The 22,093-nt window shown below is 66.6% G+C and carries 16 protein-coding genes; 6 read left to right on the top strand and 10 right to left on the bottom strand.

Annotation, left to right across the window (positions count from 1 at the left end):
• Positions 1-219: 219 nt before the first annotated feature.
• The 4 genes from QX048_RS18680 to QX048_RS18665 form a co-directional block, all read right to left on the bottom strand.
• The gene (locus QX048_RS18680) at positions 220-2,175 is read right to left on the bottom strand and encodes an acetyl-CoA carboxylase biotin carboxylase subunit (RefSeq protein ID WP_315828016.1); all 1,956 of its coding nucleotides are present in this window, start codon (positions 2,173-2,175) and stop codon (positions 220-222) included.
• Between the two features lie 17 nt (positions 2,176-2,192).
• Positions 2,193-3,809, bottom strand: coding sequence for an acyl-CoA carboxylase subunit beta (locus tag QX048_RS18675; RefSeq protein ID WP_315827920.1), 1,617 nt, complete (start codon positions 3,807-3,809; stop codon positions 2,193-2,195).
• 140 nt (positions 3,810-3,949) lie between these two features.
• Positions 3,950-5,545, bottom strand: a complete 1,596-nt coding sequence (locus tag QX048_RS18670) for an AMP-binding protein (RefSeq protein ID WP_315827919.1) — start codon at positions 5,543-5,545, stop codon at positions 3,950-3,952.
• Positions 5,546-5,664: 119 nt separating this feature from the next.
• Entirely contained in the window at positions 5,665-6,531 is an 867-nt protein-coding gene (locus QX048_RS18665; RefSeq protein WP_315767746.1) for a 3-keto-5-aminohexanoate cleavage protein, read from the bottom strand.
• Between the two features lie 186 nt (positions 6,532-6,717).
• Here QX048_RS18665 and QX048_RS18660 point away from each other — a divergent pair, with 186 nt between their 5' ends.
• The gene (locus QX048_RS18660) at positions 6,718-9,300 is read left to right on the top strand and encodes a cation-translocating P-type ATPase (RefSeq protein ID WP_316200610.1); all 2,583 of its coding nucleotides are present in this window, start codon (positions 6,718-6,720) and stop codon (positions 9,298-9,300) included.
• On the opposite strand, the gene QX048_RS18655 is transcribed toward QX048_RS18660, so the two are convergent.
• From QX048_RS18655 to QX048_RS18640, 4 genes are all read right to left on the bottom strand, one after another.
• Positions 9,270-10,061, bottom strand: coding sequence for a helix-turn-helix domain-containing protein (locus tag QX048_RS18655; RefSeq protein WP_315827916.1), 792 nt, complete (start codon positions 10,059-10,061; stop codon positions 9,270-9,272). The genes QX048_RS18660 and QX048_RS18655 overlap by 31 nt on opposite strands.
• 177 nt (positions 10,062-10,238) lie before the next feature.
• Positions 10,239-10,895 carry a glutathione S-transferase family protein gene (locus QX048_RS18650; RefSeq protein ID WP_316200609.1) on the bottom strand — a complete coding sequence of 219 codons (657 nt, stop codon included), beginning with the start codon at positions 10,893-10,895 and terminating at the stop codon, positions 10,239-10,241.
• Entirely contained in the window at positions 10,895-12,064 is a 1,170-nt protein-coding gene (locus QX048_RS18645) for an acyl-CoA dehydrogenase family protein (RefSeq protein WP_315717058.1), read from the bottom strand. Before QX048_RS18645 ends, QX048_RS18650 begins: the two co-directional genes overlap by 1 nt.
• A gap of 214 nt (positions 12,065-12,278) precedes the next feature.
• Positions 12,279-13,418, bottom strand: a complete 1,140-nt coding sequence (locus tag QX048_RS18640; protein ID WP_316195112.1) for an acyl-CoA dehydrogenase family protein — start codon at positions 13,416-13,418, stop codon at positions 12,279-12,281.
• A gap of 269 nt (positions 13,419-13,687) precedes the next feature.
• Here QX048_RS18640 and QX048_RS18635 point away from each other — a divergent pair, with 269 nt between their 5' ends.
• Positions 13,688-14,920 (top strand): ABC transporter substrate-binding protein, encoded by a 1,233-nt coding sequence (locus QX048_RS18635; protein WP_315717056.1) that lies wholly within the window; start codon positions 13,688-13,690, stop codon positions 14,918-14,920.
• 1,154 nt (positions 14,921-16,074) lie between these two features.
• On the opposite strand, the gene QX048_RS18630 is transcribed toward QX048_RS18635, so the two are convergent.
• A complete protein-coding gene (locus QX048_RS18630; RefSeq protein ID WP_315827914.1) occupies positions 16,075-16,848 on the bottom strand; it encodes a helix-turn-helix transcriptional regulator in 774 nt (257 codons plus the stop codon).
• A 200-nt stretch (positions 16,849-17,048) separates the two neighbouring features.
• On the opposite strand from QX048_RS18630, the gene QX048_RS18625 reads away from it, so the two are divergent.
• The 4 genes from QX048_RS18625 to QX048_RS18610 all read left to right on the top strand — a co-directional run bounded on the left by QX048_RS18625 (position 17,049) and on the right by QX048_RS18610 (position 21,697).
• On the top strand, positions 17,049-19,316 hold the full coding sequence (locus QX048_RS18625) for a marine proteobacterial sortase target protein (protein ID WP_315827913.1): 2,268 nt from the start codon (positions 17,049-17,051) through the stop codon (positions 19,314-19,316).
• Between the two features lie 100 nt (positions 19,317-19,416).
• Entirely contained in the window at positions 19,417-19,986 is a 570-nt protein-coding gene (locus QX048_RS18620; RefSeq protein ID WP_315827912.1) for a class GN sortase, read from the top strand.
• Between the two features lie 113 nt (positions 19,987-20,099).
• The gene (locus QX048_RS18615) at positions 20,100-20,816 is read left to right on the top strand and encodes a DUF1614 domain-containing protein (RefSeq protein ID WP_315717052.1); all 717 of its coding nucleotides are present in this window, start codon (positions 20,100-20,102) and stop codon (positions 20,814-20,816) included.
• Between the two features lie 56 nt (positions 20,817-20,872).
• Positions 20,873-21,697 (top strand): MlaD family protein, encoded by an 825-nt coding sequence (locus QX048_RS18610; protein WP_315827911.1) that lies wholly within the window; start codon positions 20,873-20,875, stop codon positions 21,695-21,697.
• A 29-nt stretch (positions 21,698-21,726) separates the two neighbouring features.
• Here QX048_RS18610 and QX048_RS18605 read toward each other — a convergent pair whose 3' ends face one another.
• Entirely contained in the window at positions 21,727-22,068 is a 342-nt protein-coding gene (locus tag QX048_RS18605; RefSeq protein ID WP_315751138.1) for a zinc ribbon domain-containing protein, read from the bottom strand.
• Between the last annotated feature and the right edge of the window lie 25 nt (positions 22,069-22,093).

Genomic DNA, 22,093 nt, shown 5'->3' with positions numbered 1-22,093 from the left:
GCAGCGGGAGACGAGCTTCCGCGTAACGTGGCTGCAGCGGTTGCATCTTCGAGACAAGCCGACCTCTCCCCGCAACTGCCAGCGCAATCGCTTGTGGCGGTCTCCGTCTTTCGACCGTCTGTTTCCACGTCGTCATGGCTGGGCTTGTCCCGGCCATCCACATCGACGTTGTGTCCTGAAAGGACGCACGCAGGCAACTCACGCCCACCTGTCCGACGGTCAGGCCGCAATCTCCGCCACGATCCGCCCCGTCGTCACCTGGTCGCCCTCGGCGACCTCGATCGCGGTCACCGTTCCGGCGATGCCGGCGGTGTGGACGTGCTCCATCTTCATCGCCTCGAGCGTCACCACCGGCTGTCCCACGGCCACGCTGTCGCCCGGCTTCACCAGCACCGCGACCACACGACCATTCAACGCCGCGCGAACCCTGCCATCACCGCCGCCAGCGGCTGAGGATTGCGGCCTCGCCAACGTCACGTCGCGCAGCGCCAGCGTCTGGTCGCGATGCTGGACGAACAGCCGATCGTTGTCGCGGACGAAGCGCGCGCTCTCGACGATCTCGGCGTGACGAACGCGGATCGCATCATCCGTGAGCGACACGATCTCGAAGCGATGCTCTGCATCGCCACGCGTCACGCGATAGATTCCGTCACGCTCGCGCAGCAGCTCGCACTCGGCCACCTCACCGGCGATCTCGAACCGGAGCGGCGTTGCGAAGGCTGCCGCGAGCGAGCGGCCGCGGCGGACGGGATGCGCGAGCGGATGGCTGACGGAGAGCAGCAACGCACCCAGCGCGAGGTCTGCCGCTTCGACGGCCGGCGCACGCAGCTCGTCACGATGCGCCGCGATGAATGCGGTGGTCGCCTTGCCCGCGGAGAAGGCCGGATGCCGCAGGCAGGACATGAGGAAGGCCCGGTTGGTCGGGACGCCCAAGGCAACGGCCTGCTCCAATCCGGCGATCAGTCTTGCGCGCGCCTCCTCACGAGTCGCAGCATGGCTGATCAGCTTGGCGATCATCGAATCGTAGTGGGGCGGGATCTCCGCACCGGACTCCAGCGCATGCTCGACCCGGATCGTCCCGGGCATCCGCCACAGCGTCATCCGCCCGGACTGCGGCATGAAGTCGTGCGCCGCATCCTCGGAGCACAGTCGCACCTCGATCGCGTGACCCGAGAAGCTGATCTGCTCCTGGCGCAACGGCAGGGGCTCGCCGGCGGCGATGCGCAATTGCCATTCGACGAGATCGAGTCCCGTCAGTGCCTCTGTCACGGGATGCTCGACCTGCAACCGCGTGTTCATCTCCATGAAGTAGAATTGCCCGTCGCCGTCGAGCAGGAATTCCAGGGTGCCCGCGCCCTCATAGCCGAGCGCCTTCACCGCCTGCACCGCCACGGCGCCCATGCGCGCGCGCAGCTCCGGTCCGACCGCGGGCGACGGCGCCTCCTCGATCAGCTTCTGGTGCCGGCGCTGCACCGAACAGTCGCGCTCGCCGAGATGGATGGCATTGCCGTGCCGATCGCCGAACACCTGGATCTCGATGTGGCGCGGATTGGCGATCGCCTTCTCCAGGATGACGGTGCCGTCACCAAACGCGGCGGCCGCTTCGGAGCGCGCGCTGCGCAGCAAATCGGGGAACGCGCCGGCGTCTGTCACGAGCCGCATGCCGCGGCCGCCGCCACCGGCGACGGCCTTGATCATTACCGGGAAACCAATGCGGCGCGCCTCGCGCAGCATCGCGTCGTCGCCCTGGTCCTCCCCCTGATAGCCGGGTACGCAGGGCACACCGGCGCAACTCATGATCACCTTGGCGCCGGCCTTGTTGCCCATCGCCTTGATCGCCTCGGGCGATGGCCCGATGAACACCAGACCGGCCTCCTTGCACGCTTGCGCAAAATCCTCGTTCTCGGCGAGGAAGCCATAACCGGGATGCACGGCATCCGCGCCCGTCGCCTTTGCGGCGGCAATGATCGCTGCGATGTTGAGATAGGACTGTGCCGACGGCGGCGCGCCGATGCGGACCGCCTGATCGGCGAGCCGGACATGCGGCGCATCAAAATCTGCATCGGAATAGACTGCGACCACACCGTAGCCGAGCCGGCGCGCGGTGCGCATGACCCGCAAGCCGATCTCACCGCGGTTGGCGATCAGCACCTTGTGGAACGGCCTGCGTTGCATTCCCGTCATCTCTCCGCTCATGGCCTGGACACCGAGAACTGCATGCGCTGCGGCTGCCGCGCCTCCGCCTCGCGGCAGATCGCCAGCACCTCCGACAGCACCGCGCGGGTGTCGCGCGGATCGATCACGCCGTCGTCGAGCACGCGCGCCGAAGTCGCAAACACGTCCATCTGGCTGTCGAACACGCCGATGATCTGCGCCTTCATGGCGTCGAGCTTCTCGCGTTCCACCGGCTTGCCGCGGCGCGCCGCGGCCGCTTCGGTCACGATCGCCATCGTCTCCGCCGCCTGCTCACCACCCATCACGGCGGTCTTGGCGTTGGGCCAGGAGAAGCAGAAGCGCGGGTGGAATCCACGGCCGCACATGCCGTAATTGCCCGCCCCGAACGAGGCCCCGCAATAGATCGTGATCTGCGGCACGGTCGCCGACGTCACCGCCTGGATCATCTTGGAGCCGTGTTTGATCATGCCGGCCTCCTCATAGGCGCGGCCGACCATGTAGCCGGTGGTGTTGTTGAGATACAGGATCGGTGTGCGCGTCTGGCAGCAGGCCTGGATGAAGTGCGTCGCCTTGTTGGCGCCCGCCGGATCGAGCGGGCCATTGTTGGTGACGATGCCGATCGCCTGGCCCTCGATGCGGGCATGGCCGCACACCGTCGCAGGCCCGTAGTTCGGCGCCATCTCGACGAAGTCACTGTCGTCGACGATGCGCGCAATGACCTGGCGCATGTCGACGGGGCGCTTGTGGTCGAGCGGCATGATGCCGAGCAGCTCCTCCTGATCGTAGCGCGGCGGCTGTACCGGCGACGACTCCTGCGATGGCCGGTCCCAGTTGAGCTTGCCCATGATCTCGCGCGCGATGCGCAGCGCGTCGCGATCGTCCTCGGCGAGATAGTCGCCGAGCCCGGAGATCGAGGTGTGCATCTCGGCGCCGCCGAGCTCCTCCTCGGTGGCGATCTCGCCGGTCGCGGCCTTCAACAGCGGCGGCCCGGCGAGGAAGGCACGGGTGCGTCCGCGCACCATCACGATGTAGTCGGACAATCCGGTCTGATAGGCGCCGCCCGCGGTCGACGAACCATGCGTCACGGTGACGACCGGAAGGCCCACCGCCGATAGCCGCGCCAAGTTGCGAAAGATGTTGCCGCCGCGGACGAAATCCTCGACGCGGTAGCGCAGCAGGTTGGCACCGGCACTCTCGACCAGTTGCACGTAGGGCAGCTTGTTCTCCAGCGCCAGCTCCTGCACGCGCAGGGTCTTGTCGAGGCCGTAAGGCTGCAGCGCGCCGGCATCGATGCCGGCGTCGTTCGCCGAGACCATGCAGCGCACGCCGGACACGAAGCCGATGCCGGCGACGACGCCGCCGCCCGGCACACTCTTGGCCGGGTCCGGCGTATCGAACATGTAGCCGGCAAGCGTCGATAGCTCCAGGAACGGCGCGCCGGGATCGAGCACCAGGGCGACGCGCTCGCGCGGCAACAACTGGCCGCGCTGATGGAAGCGCTCCTTTGCCGCCGCCGAGGCATTGCGCGTGCGCGCCTCGAGATCGCGCATCCGCGCGATCAGGTCGAGCATGCCGTCACGGTTGGCCTGGAAGGCCGCGCCGGCGGGAGAGATGGTGTTGTCGATCACTGCCACGAACGAGGTTCTCTCTTTTGGCCGTCATTCCGGGGCGCGCGGAGCGCGAGCCCGGAATCCATACTCCCGATGGTGGTTATGGATTCCGGGCCTGGCCCTCCGGGCCATCCCGGAATGGCGGCGGAAGTCGTTGATACGGCTCACGCGCTCTTCGCGAAATGCTCGCCATAGGCCTGGCGCAGCTCGACCTTGCGCAGCTTGCCGGTGGCCGTCATCGGCATCTCCTCGAGCACCCGAACCAGCTTCGGCACCTGAAAGCCGCCAAGCGACTTGCGGCAGTGCTCGAGCAGCTCGGTCTCACTGGCCTGCGCGCCCGGCTTGAGCTTGACGAAGGCCGAGACGGCCTCGCCCCATTGCGGATGCGGCAGGCCGACGACGGCGGCATTCTGCACCGCCGGATGCGCCAGCAGGGTCTCCTCGATCTTGACCGAGGCGACGTTCTCACCGCCGGACTTGATCATGTCCTTCTTGCGATCGAGGAACAGCACCTCGCCCTTGTCGATGACCGCGAGGTCGCCCGTGTGGTGCCAGCCGAACTTGCGGGCGTCCTCGGTCGATTTCGGATCCTTGTAGTAGCCCAACATCACGTTGGGCCCGCGATGCACCAGCTCGCCGATCTCGCCGGGCGGCAGCAGATTTCCGGCATCGTCCATGATGGCGGTCTCGTTGACGAACAGCGACTCGCCCCAGTAGTTGCCGAAGCGGTCGAGCTGGACCTCGGGCCGCGACATCGTCGTCGCCGGATACATCTCGGTCTGACCGCTGGTCAGCGCGAAGTTCGGACACAGCTCCTTGATCGCGCGCTCCAGCAGCGGCCGGCCCATCGGCGCCATGGTGTAGAGGCAGGTGCGCAGATGCGAAAGATCGAACTCCTTCCGCCGCGGATGATCGAGGATGGCTTGGTACATCAGCGGCAGACCGACGAACACGGTCAGCCGATCGCGTACGATCGCCTCCATGCAGGCGACCGGGTCGAAGCCGCGCATCAGCGCCATGCGGCCGCCGACCGAGAGATAGCTGAGCAGCAGCACGTGACCGGCACAGTGGAACAGCGGGAACTGCCCGGTGATCCCGTCGTCGCGCGAGAGCTGCATCTCGATGCAGTTGCTCATGACGGCCATCACCACGGCGAGGTGACAGTGCATCGCGCCCTTCGGCCGCGACGTCGTGCCCGACGTGTAGATGATCATCGCGAGATCGCGATCGTTGATCTCGATCTCGGGCTCGACGTCCGAATGCCCCTGGATGAGGTCGGTGAAGCTGGCAAGCCCCGCGGTCCTCGCCGTGCCGGTGAGATCGACGGCGACCAGCTCGACACCGCGCTGTTCCAGCGCCGCCCGCCGCTCCGGCTGCGCAAACAGATTGTCATCGACGAGCGCGAAGCGCACCTCGGCATGGCCGAGGATGTAATCCATGTCGGCGGGCCCGAGCATCGTGTTGATCGGCACCCAGACGAGACCGGCGCGATGGATGCCGAACAGCGCTTTGACGAACTCGATCGAGTTGTTGCAGACGGTCGAGATCTTCTCGCCCGGCTTCAGCCCCTTGGCGACGAGATGGTTCGCAAACCGGTTGGCATCGCGCTCGAGCTCGGTGAACGTCACCTGACGGGCGCCATCGGTGATCGCCACCCGCTCGGGAAAGCGGCGCGCCGCGCGCTTCAGGAGGTCGCCGATCGCAACCCGGCCGATGCGGCCGGGACCGGACACGCCGCCGGTGGCGTCGAGATTGGTCATTGGTCTGTTCCCTCCCCATTCACGTCATTGCGAGGAGCAGAAGGCGACGAAGCAATCCAGGGCGTCATGCAGAACTCTGGATTGCGTCGCTGCGCTCGCAATGACGGCGTCTGCCTGCGTCAGTTCACCGTGCCGAACATCTGCCGCGCCTCGGCCGGGCTTGCGATCTCGCGGCCGGCGCGCCGCGCGCACGCCGCGATGGCCTCGATCAGCTGGCCGTTCGAGGTCACCTTGGTGCCGTCGGCGAGATAGAACGTGTCCTCCAGCCCGGTGCGGAGATGGCCGCCGAGCTCGGCGCAGCGCTGGTGCAGCGGCCAGATCTCCGCCCGGCCAATTGCCGTGACTTGCCAGTGCGCTTCCGGCAGCTTCAGCTTGAGCAGGATCGGCAGCAGCTCGGGATCGGCCGGCATGCCGGAGGCGACGCCCATCACGAAGTTGTATTCGAGCGGGCCGTCATACATGCCGGCTTGGCGATACATGCCGACGCAGCGGACGATGCCGACATCGAAGCATTCGAATTCCGGGATCGTGTGCGCGTCCTTCATCGCGGCGAGATAGTCCTGGATCTTCTCGACCGAGTTGTCGAACATCATCGGCGGCCAGGCCCAATTGTTGTCGGCCTTGACCTTCAGATAGTTCAGCGAGCCGGCATTGCAGGCCGCAATCTCCGGCCGGGTCTGCCGGATGCAGTCGAGCGCGCCTTGATAGTTCGGTCCGGACACGCCCGAGGTGTGATTGATGATCACGCCGGGACAGGCCTCCCGGATCGCCTGCTGGATCTCGCGGGAGACGTCGACGTCCCAGGACGGCAGATGCCCCTTGCCCGGCGCCTGCTGGCGCAGATGGATGTGCATGATCGCAGCACCCGCGTCATAGGCGCGCCGCGCCTCGCGCGCCATCTCCTCGGGCGTGACCGGCACATGGTGCTGCCTGGGATCGGTGAGCACGCCGTTCAGCGCGCAGGTGATGACGGCTTTGTCGCTCATGGCACTCGTTCGATGGGCTGCGCGCAGGCGGCGCTGTGCTGACAGGGTCCGTATATGACGGCCGCACGCCGGGATCTGCTTGCGTTGACTCGCTGGTGACATGCGGCGCAAACGGATATTGCTTTGCATCAAGTCCGCGGCCGGAAACGGCGCTAAGCGGTTCCTGCTTCTCCTCACGGGCGTGCAATGTCGATCGACCCACAACCTGCGCCGATGTTTCCCAATGGCTTGAGCGCGGCGGAGGCAGCGCGCCGGCTGCGGACGGAAGGCTTCAACGAGCTGCCGCAACCGGGCTCGCGCTCGATCCTGCGCCTCGTCGCCGACGTGCTGAAGGAACCGATGCTTCTCCTGCTGCTGGGCGGCGCCGGCATCTATCTCGCGCTGGGCGACGCGGCGGAAGCGATGCTGCTCGGCGTGTTCGCCTCGGCCTCCGTCTTCATCACCATCGTGCAGGAGGCGCGGACCGAGCGCGTGCTGGAATCGCTGCGCGACCTCTCCAGCCCGCGCGCCCTGGTGATCCGCGACGGCGAGCGCATCCGCATCGCCGGCCGCGAGGTGGTGCGCGGCGATCTCATCGTGCTGGCGGAAGGTGATCGCGTCGCAGCCGATGCGGTGCTGCGGCAATGCGACGATCTGCTGACAGATGAATCGTTGCTGACAGGCGAATCCGTGCCGGTGCGCAAGCGGCCGGCCGCCGGCGAAGCGATGGACGCGGCAACCGTGGCCGGCGGCGACGACCAGCCCTTCGTGTTCTCCGGCAGCCTGGTGGTGCGCGGCGGCGGCATTGCCGAGGTGATGGCGACCGGGCCGCACACGGCGATCGGCAGGATCGGCCAGTCGGTGACCGCCCTGGAGACCGAGACGCCGCGGTTGCGGCAGCAGACCCGGCGCCTGGTGCTGGCGTTCGCGATCGCCGGCGCCATCGTGGTTGCGGTCACGGTCGTGCTCTATGCGGTGTACCGCGGCGGCTGGCTGGAGGGAATCCTCGCCGGCATCGCGCTGGGCATGTCGATGCTCCCGGAGGAATTCCCGGTGGTGCTGACGGTGTTTCTGGCGATGGGCGCCTGGCGCATCTCGCAGGCGCGGGTGCTGACGCGGCGTGCTTCGGCGATCGAATCGCTCGGCGCCGCCACCGTGCTGTGCACCGACAAGACCGGCACGCTGACGCAGAACCGCATGATGGTGGCCCGGCTGGTGCTGCCGGACGGCGGCGCGCTGCAGCCTGCGACGGCGACGCCGGACGCCATCACACCGCCCTTCCGCGATCTCGTCGCCACCGCCGTGCTCGCCTGCGACCCGCAGTCGCATGATCCGATGGAGCAGGCGCTGCACGCGCTCGGCGCCGACGCCACCGCGGGCGCCACGTTGCAGCGGCGCTACGGTCTGCGCCCCGACCTGCTGGCGATGACCAACGTCTGGTCGCGCGACGGCGCCGGCGTCGTGGCGGCCAAGGGCGCGCCGGAAGCGATCGCATCGCTCTGCGGCGTCGACGGCGACGAGCTGGCGGCGCTGCAGGCGCGCGTCGAGACGCTCGCCGCCGAGGGCCTGCGCGTGCTCGGCGTCGCCCAGGCGAGCTGGAGCGGCGAGGCGCTCCCCGACACGCAGCAGGACTTCGCGTTCTCGTTCCGCGGTCTCGTCGGCTTCGCCGACCCGCTGCGTCCGGAGGTGAAGGATGCCGTCGCCGAGTGCCGCTCCGCCGGCGTCCGCGTCATCATGATCACCGGCGACTATCCCGCGACGGCCACCGCCATTGCGCGGCAGGCCGGGATCGATCCCGAGCGCGTCATCGCGGGCCCCGAGCTTGCCGATCTCGACGACGACGCCCTGGCGCTTGCGGCGCGCGCGCCGACGGCGTTCGCGCGCATCATGCCGGAGCAGAAGCTGCGCATCGTCACCGCGCTCAAGGCCTGTGGCGAGATCGTCGCGATGACCGGCGACGGCGTCAACGACGCGCCGTCGCTCAAGGCCGCGCATATCGGCATCGCGATGGGCGGCCGCGGCACCGACGTCGCGCGCGAGGCCTCGGCGATCGTGCTGCTCGACGATGATTTCGGCTCGATCGTCAAGGCGATCCGGCTCGGCCGGCGCATCTACGACAATCTGCGCAAGGCGATGAGCTTCATCCTCGCCGTGCACTTTCCCATCGCCGGGCTGGCGCTGCTGCCGCTCGTCACGGGCCTGCCGCTGCTGCTCGGACCCGTACACATCGCCTTTCTCGAAATGATCATCGATCCCGTCTGTTCGCTGGTGTTCGAGGCCGAGACCGAGGAAAGCGACATCATGCGGCGGCCGCCGCGCGATCCGCAGGAGCCATTGCTGCCGCGGCCGCTGGTGCTGTGGGGGGCGCTGCAGGGCATCCTGGCGATGCTCACCACGGGCGGCGTCCTGCTGCTGGCACACCGCAACGGCATGCCGGACGACGAGCTCCGCGCGCTGGTGTTCTTCACCCTGGTGTCGGTGATCGTCAGCCTGATCTTCGTCAACCGCTCGTTCTCGAGCTCGCTGCGCGAGGCGCTGCTGCGGCCGAACCGCATGCTGCTGCTGGTGATCGGCTTCGTCGTCGCCGTGCTCGCGACCAGCCTGACGCTACCCGCCGCCGCGGCGCTGTTCCGGTTCGGACCGCTGCACGCCGACGATCTCGCCCTGACCGCGACAGCCGCGCTGACCACGCTGATCCTGCTCGAACTGTCGAAGTTCCCACTGCGCGCCGCGCTCGCGCGGCACGCAGCCAGGAAAGGTCAGGTCAAGGCGACCTCGCCGGCGCGGTAGATCGCGAGATCGCGCGAGCCGGAGAAGATCGCGCGCGGCTTCAGCCCGTAGAAGCGGCGGATCGAGTGGCTGAAATGCGTGGAATCCGGATAACCGATGTCCTGCGCGAGATGCGCCAGGTTGAGGTCCTGGTTGGCGTAGTTGAGCAGATGCCGCGCGCGCTTCCAGGCGCGGAACGAGCGGAAGGAGATGTCGGTCTCCTCCTTGAACAGATGCAGGAAGCGCGACGTCGAGAGCCCGACGGCGGCGGCGCAGCTCTCGGCCGTGGCCGGCTCGCCGGAGAAGCGGCTGATCAGGCCGATCGCCTTGACCACGCGGGGATCGAGCGTCCGCTGCGGCAGCACCTCGCCGAAGCACAGCCGGTCGAACACGGCGCTGGTGACGTCGCCGCTCAGCGGCCGCTGCACCAGCTCCTCATAGGCGGCGCGGATGCGGCCAGCATAGGCCTCCGCCTCGCGGGTGACCTTGCTCGCGAAGCGATCCAAGGTGCCGATCGGCACGCTCTCCGGCTCGATCGTTACGACGATGACGGTCCGATAATCACTCTCGATCGTGTGCGGCCTGTTGGGCGGCACGACCAGCAGCTCGCCGCGACGCTCCTCGCCGCCGTCGGGAATCAGCCGCAGGCTGCCGGTGAGCGCGACGTAGATATGGCACGCGCCCGAGCAGCGCTGGCGCGGACGGCCGAGCAGCCCGGCGTAGAAGACTCGCTCGGGCGTGATCAGCATGAGATGGCCGGAGTCCCGGCGGGTCACATCCATGGTCTTCCTCCTGAGGCGCGGCTCTGTCGGCCGCTTCTTTGGAGAAGAACCATAGCGCAATTCGCGCCCCTGTCATCGGCGACGATTGCCGATTTTTGTCGCGGTTAACTCACCGATCCGAGATGATCGTCATTCCGGGGCGCGCGTGAGCATCGCCCCGGAATGACGTGCCCAAAGCTACGGCCTTACCCGCGGCTCGATGCCCTGCTCCACGCCCGCACGCTGCTCGGCGGCGCGTGCCCGCTGATAGCCCTCGCGCTGCTGCAATCGCACCCAATAGGCAGCCACATTCGGCCCAAAATCCTTGGCGAGCCCAAGCGTGTCTGCGAGACGCAATGCATAGCCGATCACGATGTCGGCCGCGGTGAAACGACCCGCGCACAAGAACTCGGCATTCGCGGTCGCTGCCTCCACGGCGCGCAGCCGTCCCAGGAACCACTTGGCATAATCCGTGGCGACCTGCGGCGAGCGACGCTCTTCCGGCTCGAGCTGAGTGTATCGCAATACCAGCGTCTGCGGGAACGTCAGCGTGGCGTCGGAGAAATACATCCAGTTCAGGAACGCGCCGTAGTCCTTTTCCTCAGGCCCGACCATCAGCAGCGTCGGGCCGTGCTTGATGCCGAGATAATGGCAGATGCCCGAGGACTCCGTCATCTTCGTCTCGCCGTCGATCATGAACGGGATCGTGCCGAGCGGATTGATCGCCAGATACTCCTTCGCCAGCACCCGCGGCGGGAACGGCAGCATCTTCAACTCGTAGTTAAGTCGAAGCTCTTCCAGCATCCACAACGGGCGAAACGAGCGGGCGCCGTCGCAATGATACAGCGTGATCATCAGGCGCTCCCGGCTTTGCCGGTGCCGGGCAAAGTCCCCATCATCTTGCACAGGATGGTCAACATGACCTCGTCGGCGCCGCCGCCGATCGAGCTCAGGCGCGAATCGCGATAGGCGCGGCTGACCGGGGTCTCGTTCATGAAGCCCATGCCGCCCCAATATTGCAGGCAGGCGTCGGTAAGCTCGCGGCCGAGCCGGCCGGTCTTGAGCTTCACCATGGTCGCGAGCCGCGTCACGTCCTCGCCGGCGATCAGCGCCTCCGCGGCCTGGTAGGTCAGCGCGCGCAGCAGCTCGACCTCGGTCTGCATTTCCGCGAGCTTGAAATGGACGACCTGGTTGTCGAGGATCGAGCGACCGAAGGCCTTGCGGTTGCGCGTGTACTCGATGGTCGCGTTGATGATGGACTCATGCGCCTTCAGGCAGGCGGCGCCCGCCCACAGTCGCTCCTCCTGGAACTGCATCATCTGATAGGTAAAACCCTGCCCCTCCTCGCCGATGCGGTTGCGCTTGGGCACCCGGACGTTGTCGAAGAAGATCTGCGCGGTATCCGACGAGCGCATGCCCATCTTGTCGAGCTTGCGCGCGACCTGCACGCCCTTGCTCTTCATCGGCACGCAGATCAGCGACTTGTTGCGATGGACAGGTCCGTCGCTGGTGTTGGCGAGCAGGCAGATGAAATCGGCCTGGGTGCCGTTGGTGATCCACATCTTGCCGCCATTGATGACGTAGTCGTCGCCATCGCCGCGCGCCTGGGTCTTGATCGAGGCGACATCGGAGCCCGCGCCGGGCTCGGAGACGCCGATGCAGGCGACGTAGTCGCCTGAGATCGCGGGCGCCAGGAACTCCTTGCGCACCTCGTCGGAGCCGAACCGCGCCAGCGCCGGCGTCGCCATGTCGGTCTGCACGCCGATTGCCATCGGGATCGCGCCGCAATTGATGGCGCCGAGCTCTTCCGCCATCATCAGCGCGTAGGAATAGTCCAGCCCCTGGCCGCCGAACTCGACCGGCTTGTTGAGGCCGAGAAAGCCGAGGTCACCGAGCTTCTTGAACAGCTCATGCGCGGGGAAGATGCCGGCTTCCTCCCATTCGTCGACGTGAGGATTGATCTCGGCGGCGATGAACTTCTGCAGGATGCGGCGCGGTTCGTCGTGGTCGGCGGAGAAGAGCATGTTTCATTCCCTGTCATTCCGGAGCGATCGCGAGCGACCGAACCGGGAATCTCGATATGGTCTCATTTGACTGAGTCACGCTCGTCATTCCGGGGCAAGGCCGCAGGCCTTGAACCCGGAATCCAGAGATTGCTTTGCGTTCGTTGCAACAACCTCGAGATTCCGGGTTCAGCCCTGCGGGCTGCCCCGGAATGACGCGCGCGGGAGGCACGCGTCACAATCCCATCTGCCGGCTCGCCAGGTCCTTCATGATCTCCTCGGTGCCGCCGCCGATGGCGTTGACCTTGACCTCGCGATAGATCCGTTCCACGCGGACACCCCGCATGAAACCGGCGCCGCCGAAGATCTGCACGGCTTCGGAGGCGCAGTAGGCCATCGTCTGCGTCGCCTGGTTCTTCATCATGCAGATCTCGGCGACCGGATTGTCACCCTGTTCGAGCCGCCACGCCAGCATTTCCAGCATCGCCTGCGATGCCGCCACGCGCTGCGCCATGTCGACCAGCTTGTGGCGGATGACCTGGTGCTGCGCGAGCGGCTTGCCGAAGGTTTGGCGCTCCTTGGCGTAGGCAATCGCATCGTCGAGGCAGACACGGGCGTAGGCCGTGCAGCTCGCCGCCATGCCCATCCGCTCGCTGTTGAAATTGTGCATGATCAGCTTGAAGCCCTGCCCCTCCTCTCCGATCAGGTTCTCGACGGGCACGCGGCAGCCGTCGAAATGCAGGGTCGCGGTGTCCGACGCCCACCAGCCCATCTTGTCGAGCCTGGTGCGCGTCAGCCCCGGCGTGTCGCCCGGCACGAGCAGCAGACTGACGCCCGCCGGCCCCGGTCCGCCGGTGCGCACCGCGACCGTGATGTAGTCGGCCCGCATCCCGGAGGTGATGAATGTCTTCTCGCCGCTGACGACATAGCGATCGCCGTTGCGGACGGCCCGGGTCCTGAGATTGGCAACGTCTGAGCCACCGCTCGGCTCCGTGATCGCCAGCGCCGAGATCTTGCGCCCAGCCAGAATCTCCGGCAGCACGCGCGCCCTCACCTGCGGCTGCGCGGCGCGCGCGATCGGCGGCGCGCCGATCGTATGGCTCATCAGGCTGGCGCTGATGCCGCCGGCACCCGCACGCGCCAGTTCCTGCGACGACACGATCTTCATGAACTGGTCGGCCGGCACGCCGCCGAATTCCTCCGGGAAGCCGAGCCCAAGCAGGCCGATCTCCGCCGCCTTCAGATATAGCGCGCGCGGAAATTCTCCGGCCTCGTCCCACGCGCTCGCGAACGGCGCGATCTCCTTGTCGACGAAGCGCTTGATGACGTCGCGGAAGGCCTCGTGCTCGGCCGTGTAGAACGGGCTTTTCGTCATGGCGGTGCCGGGAGCATCCTGCTTCGTGCGCTTCCGAAGATGCGCCGGAAACGCCCGTATCAACTTGCGTGGAGTGGCTGACCGGCAAAATCACCTGCGGCGCGCCCGGTCGGCCCGGCCGGCCTCCCACGGCCAGCGCCTGGACGCAAGACAGTGCATTGCACACATCTGCCCACTCGTTGCCGTGAGCGGCCTTCCATGGTCGCCATCGCCGCAAGCCAAGAACAAGAACGACAATCACAAAAATTCAACCAGAGGAAGCCCAGGGAATGTTGCCGATGACGACCAGGACACTGCTCTCATTCGCGGCCGCGGCCGCCTTTTCCGTACTGGCGAGCCAGAGCGCGCTTGCGCAAAAGAAATACGACACCGGCGCCACCGACACCGAGATCAGGATCGGCAACGTCGAGGCCTATAGCGGCCCGGCCTCGGCCTACGGCATCATCGGCAAGACCGAGGAGGCCTATTTCAAGATGATCAACGATCAGGGCGGCATCAACGGCCGCCGGATCAACTTCATTTCCTATGACGACGGCTACAGCCCGCCGAAGACGGTCGAGCAGGTGCGCAAGCTGATCGAGAGCGACGAGGTGTTCCTGGTGTTCAACGCGCTGGGCACGCCGACCCAGACCGCCGTGCAGAAATATCACAACGCCAAGAAGGTGCCGCAGCTGTTCCTGGCCACCGGCGCCAGCAAATGGAACGACCCGAAGGAATTCCCCTGGACCATGGGCTTCCAGCCGAGCTACCGCGTCGAGGCGCGGATCTTCGCCAAGTACATCCTAAAGGAGAAGCCGAACGCGAAGATCGCGATCTTCTATGCCAATGACGATTTCGGCAAGGACTACGTCCTCGGCATCAAGGAGGTGCTCGGCGACAAGGCCAAGACCATGATCGTCGCCGAGGAGAGCTACGAGACCACCGAGCCATCGATCGACTCCCACATCGTCAAGCTCAAGGGCACCGGCGCCGACGTGTTCGTCAACATCTCGACGCCGAAATTCGCGGCGCAGGCGATCAAGAAGATCGCCGAGCTGGAATGGAAGCCGATGCATCTGATGACCGACGTCTCGATCTCGATCGGCGCGGTGATGAAGCCGGCCGGCCTCGAGGCGTCCGAGGGCGTGCTGTCCGCCGGCTATCTCAAGGATCCGTCGGACCCCCAGTGGAAGGACGACGAGGGCATGAAGAAGTTCATGGCCTTCATCGACAAGTACATGCCGGGCGCCAACATCTCCGACGCCAACCTCGCCTATGGCTATGCCGCGGCCCAGACCATGGTGCAGACCCTGAAACAGTGCGGCGACACTCTCACCCGCGACAACGTCATGAAGCAGGCCGCCAGCCTCAAGGACTTCGCGCCGGATACCCTGATCCCGGGCATCAAGGTCAACACCGGCCCCAACGACTTCGCCCCGATCGAGCAGCTCAAGATGATGCAGTTCAAGGGCGGCAAATGGGACCTGTTCGGCGACATCATCAGCGCGGACGTCGGGGGATAGCAGCGTCGCTGCGGCGCCTCACTCGGAATCGTCCAACGACGCGCCGCATCGCTTGAGCCCCCCTCTCTCTACGCCGACGATCGGCTCCCCTCCCCCTTGCGGGGAGGGGTTGGGGGTGGGGGTCTCCGCACTCCAAAGGCCGTGAAGGGCACAGCGCATTTCGGCGCCGCAACCACCCCCCAGAACAATTCCTTCTCATCACCCCAATACTTCGAGCGGTCTTCGTGGACCCCCACCCCCGACCCCTCCCCGCAAGGGGGAGGGGAGCAGACTGCCCGTGACGCAACATTCTGCCATCCAAAAACTTCTTGCTATTTTTCCGAATCCATGATCATCTCTCGACATCCCGCCTCACCGCAGAGGGGCGTTGCGCGCGATCGTCACGACACGCGAGGCGGGGATGCGGTGGCCGCGAGAGATCGCAGCGTCTTCTCACGAGGGCGCGGACGAACGATCGCTCGCGGACGTGAAGTCGCAGCGTCCTGACACCCCGAAGCTGGTGTCCAGCGCAATGCGCGCAAGCGCATTGTCGCCATGGTGGCCAACAAGCCGGCGCACCAGGGAGACTGCGTATAAGCGTTCAACCCATCGCGCAGGGAATGCCGGAATGTCGGCTGCACCTGTGGTACCTGCCGCCTGCATTCTTTTCGCAGGCGGGCCATGGGTGAGGCCTTCACCCGGCATTCCCTGCGCCCTCTGCACTTTCAGGAGGGACGAACCGGTCGCATAGCTCGGGCGTCACCCGCCGCGAGACTGTATCTTTATGCCCCTCTTTCACAATTTCCGAGCGTTGCTGAGACCCGAATTGCTCGCAACGTTCGCGCTGTTTGAGATGTGAATCCGATCTCCCCTCCCGTCGTCCCGGACAAGCCGTGACGTGCGCCAGCACGCTGCGGCGCCGATCCGGGACCTATACGCCGCAGCAGACATGAGGGGCGAGATGCTCATGACTATCCTGCCTCAACCCACGCCCTATGGTTATGGATCACGGCGTTCGCCGGGATGACGGGGGTGCGTTGAGGCGATGCCGCCCCCCCCCCAACATGCTCCGTCATTGCGAGTGAAGCGAAGCAATCCAGGCTGAGTGCGAGACTCTGGATTGCTTCGTCGCTTCGCTCCTCGCAATGACGGTGGTGAGTTTTGCGCCCAACACGTCACGGCACGCCCTGCACGAACAGCGCGAACGGCTCCTCGACCGTCTTGCGCAGGTGCTCGCGATACAGCGGGTAGTGCCGGTCATCCGCGCCGAGCCGGCCGAAGCTCGGCTCATCGACATTGCGCAGCGGCAGCAGCGCGATCGGCGCGGCGATCGGTGTCAGCAGCGAGCCGCGGCCGGCGAGCAAGGTCGTGATGATGCCGTACATCTCGCCGGTAATGGTGGGACGCGACACCGTGATCAGCCGGTGCTGGCCGTGGCGGTTGGTGACGAGGTAGACGAAGCCGGACTGGTTGGGCACGGCGACCTCGCCGAACTGCGTGAACGCCGCATCGAGCCGCGCGCCCTCGCTAAACACCAGCGACGACGCCGCATCGTCCCAGACGATGTCGGTGCGGTACGCATAGACGGCGTCCTTGTCGCCGAATGACGGCCGCAAGGTGACGTAGGTGCCCTCGATCCACTCCACAGCCCGCCGCGAATAGGAGCCGAGGCTGTCGGGCGCAATGCCGCCGCTTGCGGCAGGTGCGGCGAGAGGTGCACTCGGCGGCTTGCGCAGGGACATGCCGAGCGCCTGCTCGAGCCGGACGATGGTGGCGAGCGTGAACGGGCGGCGGCCGCCGAGGGCCTTCTCCAGGGTCGAGAGGCTCAGCTTGGCCTGCTCCGCCAGCGCCTGCCGCGACATCCGGCGCCGCGCAATCTCCTCGCGGATGGTCTCCGCGACCTGCCGGCTCTGTTCGTCGGAAAGCTCGCTGTTGTCCGGTATCGACATCCTGTCCCCTGCCGCGTGGTGCGCACCTCTTCTAGCAGACGGACAAATCAGCACAAACCCGGACAGATCAGCCGCGCTCTCGACCACCACCGGACATGCGCGGGCGGGCGGCGGCCGAACAAGACCGACCATTCCGCTCGCGGCGCTGGCGGGCTGCGCTCAGTGTCGGCATGCCGAAATTGTTCGTTGCGGAGCCAATGATGAGCGAGACGATGGACCACGATATCAGAAGCAGCACCCATCCGGTCCGGTCGTGGATCGTGACCATGCTGCTATTCCTGCTGCTGCAGGCCGCCGCCGTGCTGCTGGTCGGCTTCACGGCGCTGTTTCTCAGCGTCACCCCTGGCTGGTCCGCCGAAGGGCCGCTGGCGCCGCTGACCAGGCCGGGCGATGCCCGCTCCGGGGCGCTGCTGTTCAAGAGCGACGCCGGTTACGCCGAGGCGCCGCGGCTCGGCATCGACGTCGATATCGTCGTGTCGGGGCCGACGGCGCGGGCGCGCGTGACGCAACTGTTCAAGAACACGAGTTCGCAATGGATGGAGGCGGTCTATGTCTATCCGCTGCCGCCGGACAGCGCGGTGGACTCGCTGAAGATGATCGTCGGCGACCGCGTCGTGGTCGGCGACATCAAGCCGCGCGAACAGGCCAAGGTGATCTACGAGCAGGCCAAGCGCGACGGCAAGACCGCGGCGCTGACCGAGCAGGAGCGGCCGAACATCTTCACCAACTCGCTCGCCAATATCGGCCCCGGCGAAACCGTGCTGGTGCAGATCGAATATCAGCAGCCGGTGGCGCAGGCGGCCGGCGAATTCTCGCTGCGGGTGCCGCTGGTCGTCGCGCCGCGCTACAATCCGGCGCCGATCGTGCAGAGCGTCGATTTGCGCCCTGATAGCAACGGCTGGGGCGCCGCTGCGAACGATCCGGTACCGGACCGCAAACGCATCTCCCCGGAGGTGCTCGATCCGGCCAAGAATGATCCGGTCAATCCAACCAGGATCGCGGTGCGGCTGCAGGCCGGCTTTGCGCTCGGCGAGGTCAAGAGCCACCATCACCAGGTGACGATCGACAGCCCCGATGCGAAGACGCGAGTCGTCACCCTGGCCGAGGGCGTGGTGCCGGCCGACCGCGACTTCGAGCTGACCTGGAAGCCGGCCGCTGCGACGATGCCGTCGGTCGGGCTGTTTCACGAGCAGGTTGGCGACGCCGACTATCTGCTCGCCTTCGTCACGCCGCCGGCGGTGGCTGCAACGGCGCAGCGCCCGCAGCCGCGCGACGTCATCTTCGTGATCGACAATTCCGGCTCGATGGGCGGCACCTCGATCCGCCAGGCCAAGGCCAGCCTGCTCTATGCGCTGGGACGGCTGCAGCCGAACGATCGCTTCAACGTGATCCGCTTCGACGACACCATGACGGTGCTCTTCCCCGCCTCGGTGCCGGCCGATGCCGAGCATGTCGGCAGCGCCACCAGCTTCGTGAGTTCGCTGGACGCGCGCGGCGGCACCGAGATGGTGCCGGCGATGCGCGCGGCGCTGACCGATGATGGCAGCGACGGCGACCGCGTGCGACAGGTGGTATTCCTCACCGATGGCGCCATCGGCAACGAGCAGCAGCTATTCGAGACCATTACCGCAATGCGCGGCCGCTCGCGCATCTTCATGGTCGGCATCGGCTCGGCGCCGAACACCTATCTGATGACCCGCGCCTCAGAGCTTGGCCGCGGCGCCTTCACCCATATCGGCTCGGTCGAGCAGGTCGAGGGGCGCATGCGCGATCTCTTCGCCAAGCTCGAGAACCCGATCGTGACCGGGCTCAGCGCGAGCTTCTCGGAGGCCTCCGCCGATCTCACGCCAGCCGTGCTGCCGGACGTCTATCGCAACGAGCCGCTCGTGCTCGCCGCCAAGATCGACCGTCTCGCCGGATCGCTGCAGCTCAAGGGCCGCATCGGCGACCAGCCATGGACCATCACGTTGCCGCTGTCCGGCGCCGCCGAGGGCAAGGGCCTCTCAAAGCTGTGGGCGCGGCGCAAGATCGGCGACGCCGAGGTGGCCAGGACCATGCGGCAGATAACGCCGGAGGAAGCCGACGGCGCCATTCTCAAGCTGGCGCTGGAGCATCAGTTGGTGACGCGCCTGACCAGCCTCGTCGCCGTCGACAAGACGCCGCGCCGTCCCGACGGCGAGCCGCTGAGGCTCGCCGAGTTGCCGATCAACCTGCCGGCCGGCTGGGACTTCGAGAAGGTGTTCGGCGAGCACGGCCGGGTGCCGGCAATGCAGAACGAGCGCCGCGCTGAGGCCGACGGCGACGTCCAGCCCGCCGCGGTGAAGCGACCGGTGGTGCCAGCGTCGCCCGCGACGATCACCCTGCCGAAGACGGCGACCGATGCCGAGCTGAGCATGCTGCTCGGGTTGGGCGTGCTGATGCTCGAACTGATCTGGCTGGTCGCGATCAGGCGACGAGTTGCCAACTAAGGAGCACGTCATTGCGAGCGAAGCGAAGCAATCCAGGGCTCAGGACCCGACTCTGGATTGCTCCGTCGCTTCGCTCCTCGCAATGACGGGAGGAGAGAGAATGCCCCGCTTCGTCACCCCGCTCGCCGTCGCGCTCGTCGGTCTCATCCTGTTCGGCCACGGCGCCTTCATCCACGCCAAGGCCGTTCTCGCGCAAGTGCTGCTCGACCGCGCGTTCAGCCAGACCGTTGCGACCGGCCATGCCGCCAAGCCCTGGTCCTGGGCCGACACGGTCCCGGTGGCGCGCATCGAGGTGAAGCGCCTCGGCGTCTCCACCATCGCGCTGGCCGGCTCCAGCGGCCAGGCGCTCGCCTTCGGTGCCGGCCATGTCGAAGGCAGCGCCGAGCCGGGCGAGCCGGGCGTCGCGGTGTACTCCGCGCACCGCGACACGCATTTCCGCTTCCTGCGCGACATCAAAATCGGCGACGAGATCGACATCGTCAGGCGTGACGGCAAGACGTTCCGCTATCGCGCCGACGCCGCCCGTGTGGTGCGCTTCGATGCCTCGGGGATCGATCCAGGGACCGAGAGCGCCGAACTGGTGCTGTCGACCTGCTGGCCATTCGACGCCCTGACACAGGGGCCGGAGCGTTATGTGCTGCACGCCACAATGATCGCTGCGGGCAAATGAACACGAGCATGGCCGTTCTTGGGAACCAGGCGACGAATGCCCATTTGTCACCCTGCCGCTCCCGTGGGATGATCCCACGGGCTCAGCAAGGCTCACATCCAAGCGCTTCCGACATGCATTCCCAGGTCCAGTATCTGCCAATCACGCCGGTCTTCTTCGCCATCCTGGTGCTGGCGTTCGGCGTCCTGATCGTCCTGATCCAGCTCGGCATCCTGCGCTACGCCTACATGAAGCTCGGCGTCAGCTCGGGCACCGCGATGCTGCTGCTGTTCGGCTCGCTGGTCGGCAGCTATTTCAACATTCCGATCACCATGCTGCCCGGGCAGGTCGCGCGCTCCGGCGAGATCATCGACTTTTTCGGCATGCAATATGTCGTGCCGCTGGTGCATCAATGGCCCGGCACGCTGCTCGCTGTGAATGTCGGCGGCGCCGTGATCCCGACGATCATGTCGACCTATCTCATGCTGCGCTACCAGCTCTGGCTGCGCGCCGCGATCGCGGTGCTGGTGATCGCCGTGATCATCCACGCGATGGCGACGCCGGTGCAGGGCGTCGGCATCGCCGTGCCGGTGTTCGCGCCGGTTGTCGTGACCGCGATCCTGGCGTTCCTGCTGTCGCGCGAATATGCCGCGCCGCTGGCCTATATCGGCGGCTCGATGGGCACGCTGGTCGGCGCCGACCTGATGAACCTCGACAAGATCGGCAGCCTCGGCGCGCCCGTGGCCTCGATCGGCGGTGCCGGGACGTTCGATGGCATTTTTCTCACCGGTATCCTGGCGGTGCTGCTGGCCGGCCTCGCCGCGCCCTCCCGGCCGGGCCTTGCGCGCTGAGCTTTCAACCGGGAGACATAGCGGCTAAAATCGAGCGAGACAGCAGTGGGCACGGAATGCGCGCGATCAATCTCATCGTGGGAACCCTGACGATCGCGGCCGTCGCGGCCGGGATCAGCGGCGTCCTGATCAAGCAGAAGCATCGCATTGCCGAGCAGCGCAGCATGATGCGCGTCGTGTTCGACGGCGGCTCGGCGGCGGGCCTGCGCAAGGGCGGCCCGGTCAATTTCGACGGCGTGCAGGCCGGGCAGATCCTGTCGATCAATCTGGAAAGCCCGCGCAAGATCGTTGCCATGATCACGCTCGACAAGTCCGCGCCGATCCGCAAGGACACCACCGCCGGCATCGAGTTCCAGGGCCTGACCGGCATCGCCGCGATCTCGCTGGTCGGCGGCGCGCCGACGGCGCCGCCGGTGCCGCTCGATCGCGACGGCGTGCCGGTGCTGACGGCCGATCTCAAGGACCAGGAGACGATGGTCGAGACGGTGCACAACATCGACAAATACGTCGTCAGCAATGCGCCGGCCATCAAGGAGGCGCTACAGAGCTTCGAGAGCGAGACCGCCTCGCTGCAGGCCAAGACCGCGGCGTTCGATTCCGCGATCGACAAGGCCGAGGACATCTTCAAGGGCTTCGACACGCTCGTGACCAAGATCGACGGCGCCATTCCCGGATTTGCCGACGGCAATCCCGGCCAGCTGTTCGACCAGATCAAGTCGATGCGCGAGCTGGTCGACGGCTTCAAGCGCAAATCTGCCAAGGTGATCGACGACAGCCGCAAGACGCTGGTCGACATCAGCGACGGCGCCAATGCGATGACCGTCAAGTTCGGCGGCCAGCCGGCGGGTCCGGGTCCGCGCCGCGTGCCGGCGTCACGCTGAGGGGCGGACGCGCCGCCCCTCGCGTTCGTTCAGTGGCTGATCATCCAGGGCCGCGCCGTCGGAAAGCCCTTGGCGCCGCTCCTGGTCTTGGTCATCAGCCGCGGCGATTTCTTAGGCCCGCAGCAGCCGCAGCCTGCACCGTGTTTGGCCTTGTACTCGGCCACCGTCTGCGGCGCGTGACGGCTGCGCTCGTTGGTGGCATGCGCCGTGCGCCGCTCCGCCGGCATGCAGGCGAAGGCGGGTGCGGTGAGGATCACGCGCGGCGCCATGTCCTGGCATTGCGGACAGACCTGCGGCTCATCACATTCCGCCATCGGACGCATGTCCGTGAACGGACCGCATGCATCACAGAGATATTCATAGACCGGCATCGTCTCTTCTCCTGCGCAACAATCA

The organism is Bradyrhizobium sp. SZCCHNS30572 (assembly GCF_032484415.1).
Taxonomy (GTDB): domain Bacteria; phylum Pseudomonadota; class Alphaproteobacteria; order Rhizobiales; family Xanthobacteraceae; genus Bradyrhizobium.
This window is presented reverse-complemented; position numbering and strand designations above follow the sequence as displayed.